The sequence below is a fragment of the Phenylobacterium sp. genome (assembly GCF_020402505.1).
Classification (GTDB): domain Bacteria; phylum Pseudomonadota; class Alphaproteobacteria; order Caulobacterales; family Caulobacteraceae; genus Phenylobacterium.
In genome coordinates this window covers 24,606-31,183 of sequence record NZ_JADBZL010000022.1, presented here as the reverse complement: position 1 = coordinate 31,183, position 6,578 = coordinate 24,606, and the positions used below count along the sequence as shown (strand labels likewise).

The 6,578-nt window shown below is 68.1% G+C and carries 6 protein-coding genes and 3 tRNA genes; 3 read left to right on the top strand and 6 right to left on the bottom strand.

Features of this window, described 5'->3' with window-relative positions; all coding sequences use genetic code 11:
• The 3 genes from IM632_RS01710 to IM632_RS01700 all read right to left on the bottom strand — a co-directional run.
• The coding region (locus IM632_RS01710; protein WP_296534713.1) for a GTP-binding protein at positions 1-230 on the bottom strand (230 nt) is incomplete at its 3' end.
• A gap of 27 nt (positions 231-257) precedes the next feature.
• Positions 258-331 (bottom strand) — tRNA-Gly (locus IM632_RS01705).
• 52 nt (positions 332-383) lie between these two features.
• A tRNA-Tyr gene (locus IM632_RS01700) sits at positions 384-469 on the bottom strand.
• A 112-nt stretch (positions 470-581) separates the two neighbouring features.
• On the opposite strand from IM632_RS01700, the gene rlmB reads away from it, so the two are divergent.
• Positions 582-1,340 carry a 23S rRNA (guanosine(2251)-2'-O)-methyltransferase RlmB gene (gene rlmB / locus IM632_RS01695; protein WP_296480505.1) on the top strand — a complete coding sequence of 253 codons (759 nt, stop codon included), beginning with the start codon at positions 582-584 and terminating at the stop codon, positions 1,338-1,340.
• 9 nt (positions 1,341-1,349) lie between these two features.
• On the opposite strand, the gene IM632_RS01690 is transcribed toward rlmB, so the two are convergent.
• Positions 1,350-2,585 (bottom strand): acyl-CoA dehydrogenase family protein, encoded by a 1,236-nt coding sequence (locus IM632_RS01690; RefSeq protein WP_293535821.1) that lies wholly within the window; start codon positions 2,583-2,585, stop codon positions 1,350-1,352.
• A 71-nt stretch (positions 2,586-2,656) separates the two neighbouring features.
• Entirely contained in the window at positions 2,657-3,712 is a 1,056-nt protein-coding gene (locus tag IM632_RS01685; protein ID WP_296480501.1) for an amidohydrolase family protein, read from the bottom strand.
• A 100-nt stretch (positions 3,713-3,812) separates the two neighbouring features.
• Here IM632_RS01685 and IM632_RS01680 point away from each other — a divergent pair, with 100 nt between their 5' ends.
• Complete coding sequence (locus IM632_RS01680) at positions 3,813-4,562, top strand: YjbE family putative metal transport protein (RefSeq protein ID WP_296480498.1); 750 nt, start codon at positions 3,813-3,815, stop codon at positions 4,560-4,562.
• A gap of 1 nt (position 4,563) precedes the next feature.
• Here the strand turns inward: IM632_RS01680 and metG are convergent, their stop codons facing one another.
• On the bottom strand, positions 4,564-6,339 hold the full coding sequence (metG, locus tag IM632_RS01675) for a methionine--tRNA ligase (protein WP_296498424.1): 1,776 nt from the start codon (positions 6,337-6,339) through the stop codon (positions 4,564-4,566).
• A gap of 119 nt (positions 6,340-6,458) precedes the next feature.
• On the opposite strand from metG, the gene IM632_RS01670 reads away from it, so the two are divergent.
• Positions 6,459-6,534, top strand: a tRNA-Thr gene (locus tag IM632_RS01670).
• Positions 6,535-6,578 lie beyond the last annotated feature (44 nt).

The window sequence follows — 6,578 nt, the reverse complement described above, 5'->3', positions numbered from 1 at the left end:
TAGTGACGGTTCTGCGTCTCATACTCGACATGCGCCGTGTTGATCGTGATCCCGCGCGCCTTCTCCTCAGGCGCCGCGTCAATCTCGTCATACTTCTTCGCCGTCGCGCCGCCCGACTTCGCAAGCGTCATCGTGATCGCCGCCGTCAGCGTCGTCTTGCCATGGTCAACGTGACCAATCGTGCCGATGTTGCAATGCGGCTTCGTGCGTTCGAATTTCTCTTTGGCCATGGGGGTCCTGCGGCGAGTCTAAAGGGTTGGAGCGGGTAGCGGGAATCGAACCCGCATCCTCAGCTTGGAAGGCTGCTGCACTACCATTGTGCTATACCCGCAATTAGGCGGCGCTCCTGCGAGCCTCCTGGACTAAGGTTCGATACCGGAGCGTGGTGGGGGAAGTAGGACTCGAACCTACGAAGGCTTGCGCCAGGGGATTTACAGTCCCCCCCCTTTGCCACTCGGGACATTCCCCCAGCGCGCCGGACATCCTATCAAGGCCGGGAAACCCGGCCCCAATTTGGAGCGCGTCTTATAGTGGCCTCGCATCCCGAACGCAACGCAGGCCGGAAGCGCCGCGGACCCCCTGTGTCCCCCGCGCCCGGCGGGCCCGGGAAACCCCGGCTTCAGGCGACTTCCGGTGACTGGATCTGGGGCGTTCACGCCGTCGAGGCGGCGCTTTCCAACCCTGCGCGACCTGCGCCCCGGCGGCTCCTGGCCACGCCGGATCGAGCCCGGGAGCTTGAGCGTCGATTCGGAGCCCTGAAGCGGCTCGAGTTGACCGACGCCGCCGGCCTCGCCCGACTCCTGCCGGCCGGCGCCGCTCACCAGGGGCTGGCGCTGGAGGGGCCCGAACCCGAGCCCGTCGACCTGGACGACTTCGCGCCGGAGCCGGGCGCCGTACTGCTGATGCTGGACCAGGTCACGGATGCGGGAAACGTCGGCGCCATCCTGCGTACGGCCGCCGCATTCGGGGCCCGCGGGGTGATCCTGCAGGAGCGCCGCGCGCCCCGCCTGTCCGGGGCCCTCGCCAAGGCCGCCGCCGGCGCCGTGGATATCGTGCCGGTCGCAAGGGTCGTGAACCTTTCCCGAGCACTGGAACGGCTGTCGGACCTCGGCTGGCGGGCGGTCGGCCTTGACGGCGGTGCGACCCGCGACCTGTCCGAAGTGCTCGACGGCGCCCCGGTCGTGCTGGTTCTGGGGTCCGAAGGCGAAGGCGTCCGTCGGCTGGTCGCCGAGCACTGCGACGACACCGCCCGCATCCCCATGCCGGGCGGCTTCGAGAGCCTCAACGTGGCCGCGGCGGCGGCGGTGGCCCTCTACGAGGCCGCCCGCCCCCGCCGCTGAGCCGGAGCCTCAGAGCAGGTCGCCGCCCGCCGCCGCGGCAGACGTGCCATCCCGCTCGAAGGCGCGGATGACGTTGCGGCCGGTGGTCCAGCGGTGCACCTCGTCCGGACCGTCCACCAGCCGCTGCGAGCGGATGTGGGTGTACCAGGCGGCCAGAGGCGTATCGCGGCTGTAGCCAAGGGCCCCGTGCAGCTGGATGGCGGTGTCCACCACCTTGTGCACCATGTTCGCCAGGAAGACCTTGGCGATCGAGTTCTCCTGCCGCAGGTCCATGCCCTTCTCGGCCTTGTAGGCGATATGCAGCAGCATCAGCCGGGCCATGTAGAGCTCGCTGGCGCAGTCGGCCAGCATCCACTGGACGCCCTGCCGCTTGGACAGCTTCTGCCCGAAGGTCTCGCGCGAGGTCACATGCTTGACTGCCAGGTCAAGCGCCCGCTGGGCCAGGGCCACGTTGTGCATGCCGTGGCGCAGGCGCCCGTAGGCCAGGCGGTGCTGGCCCATGTTGAAGCCGTTACCCTCCCCGCCCAGGAGGTTTTCTTCCGGCACGACCAGGTCCTTGATCTCGATCTCCGAGTGGCCGCCGCCCATGATGTGGGAAAGCGGACCCTCTGCGGCCATGGTCGCAATGTCGCGCTTGATGATGTAGCCCGGGTTGGGCAGCTCGACGATGAAGGTCGAATAGCGCTGGTGACGCGGCGCGTCGGGGTTGGTCATGGCCATCACCACCGCCAGGTCCGCGGCGCTGGCGGCGGACGAGAACCACTTCTCGCCGTTCAGGACGTAATTGCCCTTGCCGTCCTTGACCGCCCGGGTCTGCATGCCCGTGGCGTCGGCGCCGGCCGCCTTCTCCGTCATGGAGTAGCAGACGCGCTTCTCGCCGTTCAGCAGCGGCTTGAGGTACTTTTCCTTCTGGAAGTCGGTGCCGTGCGCCAGCAGGGTCAGCATGGTGGCGTCGTCAGGACCCTGGCTGTTCATCGACAGGGCGCCCAGGTGGCTTTCGCCCAGTTCCATCTGGACAAGGGCGTTGGCCAGGGGGCCAAGACCCATGCCGCCATATTCCTTGGGGATGAAGGGGCTCCAGAGGCCCTGGGACCGCGCCTTGGCCCTCAGCTCGGCCAGTACGACCTTGAAGGACTCCCGGTCCACCAGACGCTTCTCGGCCGGAATGCACTCCTCGTGCACCCAGCGGCGCACCCGCTCGCGGATCGCCTTTGCGTCTTCCGGAATCTCGAAATCGATCGCCATGGTTCTCTCCCCTGTCTTGTTGCAGCGACTTTGCGGTCGGAAGGTTGCCGGGGCAAGGCCCTGACGCGGCGTCAGGTCAGGTCCACCCGGTAGATCCTTTGGGCGGTCCCGAAGAAGAGTGCGGTCTTCTCATCGGCGGACGCGCCTGCGGCCAGCCGCTTGAAGGCGTTCCACAGGGTCCGGTAGTCGCAGGAACCCAGATCGACGGGGAAGTTGCTCTCGAACATGCACCTGTCGGCCCCGAAGGCCTCGACGCAGGTCTCCACATAAGGCCGCCACTCGGCCGCGAGCTGTTCCGAGCTCGCCGGCGGGTCTGAAAGGAAGGAGGGGAAGGCGGGGAAGGCCATGGCCAGACCGCCGAGCTTGCAGGCGACGTTCGGCAGGGCCGCAAGCGCCCGGATCTTCTCCCGCCAGACAGGAAGGCGTTCCTGGCGCCGACCGGCATAGGCGCCCAGCCCCAGGGGCGTTCCCACATGATCCAGGATGATCTGGGTCTCGGGGAAGGCCCGGGCCAGGTCGATCAGGTCATCCAGTTGAGGCTCCAGCATCCAGGCGTCGAAGGAGAGGCCCAGAGGGGCCAGCTGGGCGAACCCCTCCCGGAACCGGGCGTCCCTGTACAGGCCCGGGGGGCGGCCCGAGAGGGGTCCGAGCACCGCAGGATCCGGATCCGAGGATGCCGAATGCCGGATGCCCCGGAAGCGGGGGCTGGCGGTCATGTGCGCCTCCAGCACCGCCCGCGCGTCCGCCCCGAGGGTCAGGTCGACATGGCCGACGATCGCCGCACAGGCCCTCACCTCGCCATAGATCCCGCTGGCGGACATGGCGGCCACGCCATTCACGAACTCGGTCTCGCCGACGGGCCGGAAGGCCGGGTCGGCGCCTTTCCGGTACATGGCCCCGCACTCCATGTAGACCGTCGCCACCACCTTGTGCCCGCTGGTCATGTCGGCCAGGAGGTCGGCGAAGAGATACCTTGGGGACAGGCGGATCACCGCCTCGAAGGGATGTGAGGGGGGCGGCAGTTCAGAGCCCCGGGCCGCCGGCCTGTCCCAGAGGTGATGATGCGGATCGATGATCGGCAGGTCAGGCTCAAGAATGGGCTCAGGCGGGCTCAGGGTCCGGGTCATGTCTTGGTCCTCCCTTGGACTGCGCTACCTTGCCGCCCGCACCCTGCGGCGGCAAGCACAGCAAGGTTGCCGCCGGAGCCGACCGGCGCCAGAAACAGGCATGATTGACCTTGCGCTTCCCTCCGCCGAAGCCCTCGTCGCCCTGGGCCAGGTGATCCTGATCGACCTGGCCCTGGCCGGGGACAACGCCGTCGCCGTCGGCCTCGCCGCCGCCGGCCTGCCCGCCGAACAGAGGCGCAAGGCGATCCTCTACGGTCTGATCGCCGCCGTGGTACTGCGCCTGTGCCTCGCCGTGGTCACAGTCCAGCTCCTGCAGCTGATCGGCCTTCTCCTGGCGGGCGGCATCCTGCTCCTCTGGGTCTGCTGGAAGATGTGGCGCGAGCTCCGCGAGGGCCATGAGGCCGAAGCCGCAGAAGCCGCAGAGGCCCTCGAGGAAGCCACCGGGATCGAGTTCGAGGGCGAGCCCACGACCACGCCGGCGCCGAAGACCATGCGTCAGGCCATGACCCAGATCCTGCTCGCGGACGTGGCCATGTCGCTCGACAACGTCCTGGCCGTCGCCGGCGCCGCCCGGGAGCACGTCTGGGTGCTGGTGGTCGGTCTTCTGCTCTCGATTGCGCTGATGGGCATAGCCGCCACCTGGATCGCCAGCCTCCTGCAGCGCCACCGCTGGCTGGGTTTCCTCGGTCTGGCCATCGTCCTGTATGTGGCCCTGCACATGATCTGGCAGGGACACCGGAGCGTGGTGATCGACCTCAACCAGACCCCGGCCTACAATTCGATCGCCCCGGACGCCCTCGACATCACCCCGCAGGAGGAGATCAGTCGCGAGGCCCTGACCGGGCGATAGATCACCCGGCCTCCGGCCGTCCGAAACGGGCGCGCCAGGCCTCGACCTGCTCGGCCTCGATCTTGCGGAACAGCACTTCCGGCGCCTTCACCTCCCGGCCGGGGGGCAGGAGATAGAGAGCGGCCGCAGGGTCCGGCCAGGACGCGTCGGGACCCTCGCCCACCGCATTCGCCACCACCTCGCAGGTGAAGGGGATGAATGGTCTGGAGACCCGCGCGAACAGGGCGACGAGGTTCAATCCCATCCGAACGGAGACCGCCGCCCGATCGCGATCGGTCTTCACCGCCGTCCAGGGAGCCGCCTCGGTCAGGTACTGGTTGCCCAGCACCCAGAGCTGGCGCAGGGCCTGGGCCGACTTGCGCATCTCCAGCGCCTCGAGCTGGGCGGTCAGCTCGGCCAGCTTCTCGCCCACGTCGGCGCGCAGGCGGGCCTCCAGCGGCCCCTCCTCCCCGCCCTCGGGGACCTTCCCGTCGAAGCGGCTTTCGGTGAAGCGCAGGATGCGGTTGACGAAATTCCCGAAAACGTCCGCGAGGTCGGCGTTGATCTGCGCCTGGAACTGCTCCCATAGGAAGCTTGCGTCGGACCCCTCAGGCGCATTGGCGATGATCCACCAGCGCCAGTAGTCCGGCGGCAGGAGCTCCAGGGCCTGGTCCATGAAGACCCCGCGCCGCTGGGAGGTCGAGAAGCGGCCGCCGTAATAGTCCAGCCAGTTGAAGCCCTTCAGACGGTCGACCAGCTTCCAGGGAGCGTTCGAGGCCGGCGTCCAGGCGCCGTCCGGGCCCAGCCGCTCATTCACGCCGATCAAGGTGCAGGGGAAGCCCACCGTATGGAAGGGCACGTTGTCCTTGCCCATGAACTGGACATAGGTGACGTCCGAGGCGGCCTCGCCCCGCCACCAGCGCTCCCAGTCCGCGCCCGTGGCGTCCGCCCATTCCCGGGTGGCGCCGATGTACTCGATCGGGGCGTCGAACCAGACGTAGAACACCTTGCCCTTGAGGCCCTCGACATCCGGGCGGAGGCCGTCCGGATTGGCGCCCCAGTCGGCGGCGTTGACCGGCACGCCCCATTCCAGGTCACGGGTGATCCCCCGATCCTGCAGCCCCTCGTCCAGCCATTTGAGGGCAATGGAGGTCACCAGCAGGGGCCAGGTCGACTTCTTGTCCTCGATCCAGGCGCGCAGCCGGTCGGCGAAGAGGCTTTGCCTCAGGAAGAGGTGCTTGGAAGGGCGGATTTCGATGTCTTCCGAGCCAGAGACGGCGGAGCGCGGGCGGATCAGGTCGGCGGGGTCCAGGACACGTGTACAGTTCTCACACTGGTCGCCCCGGGCGGCGGCGTAGCCGCAGTGCGGGCAGGTCCCGATGACATAGCGGTCCGGCAGGAAGCGGCCGTCGGCGTTGGAATAGACCTGTTGGGTGACCCGCTCCTCGATGAAGCCGTTCTCCCACAGCTGCCGGGCCATCGCCTGGGTCACCTCGCGGTTCTGGGGCGAGGAGGACCTGCCGAAATGGTCCCAGGACAGTCCGAACCGGGCGCCGAGGTCGGCCTGCACCTCGTGCTGCTGGCGGCAGAAGGCAGCCGGGTCGACGCCCGCCTCCGCAGCCGCCAGCTCGGTCGGGGTGCCATGCTCGTCCGTGGCGCAGATGTAGAGGGTTTCCAGCCCCTGGGCGCGCTTGAAGCGGGCATAGACATCCGCCGGCAGCATGGATCCCGCCAGGGTCCCCAGGTGCTTGATCCCGTTGATATAGGGCAAGGCCGAGGTGATCAGAATGCGGGTCATGGGGCTCTCGTAATGAGGAGGCGCGAAGCCGGCGCTTATAGGGCGCCGTTGGGCCGGAACAAAGCGCGACGCCGTTCTTGGTTGTCGGCGCGCCCAGGTTCTGGCATCGGAGCGCCCGGGCCGGCTTAGCTCAGCTGGTAGAGCAGCGGTTTTGTAAACCGAAGGTCACGGGTTCGAGTCCTGTAGCCGGCACCAAACATGATTTCGCCCTGGCCCTCCCGGGTCAGCCAGTTCCGGAG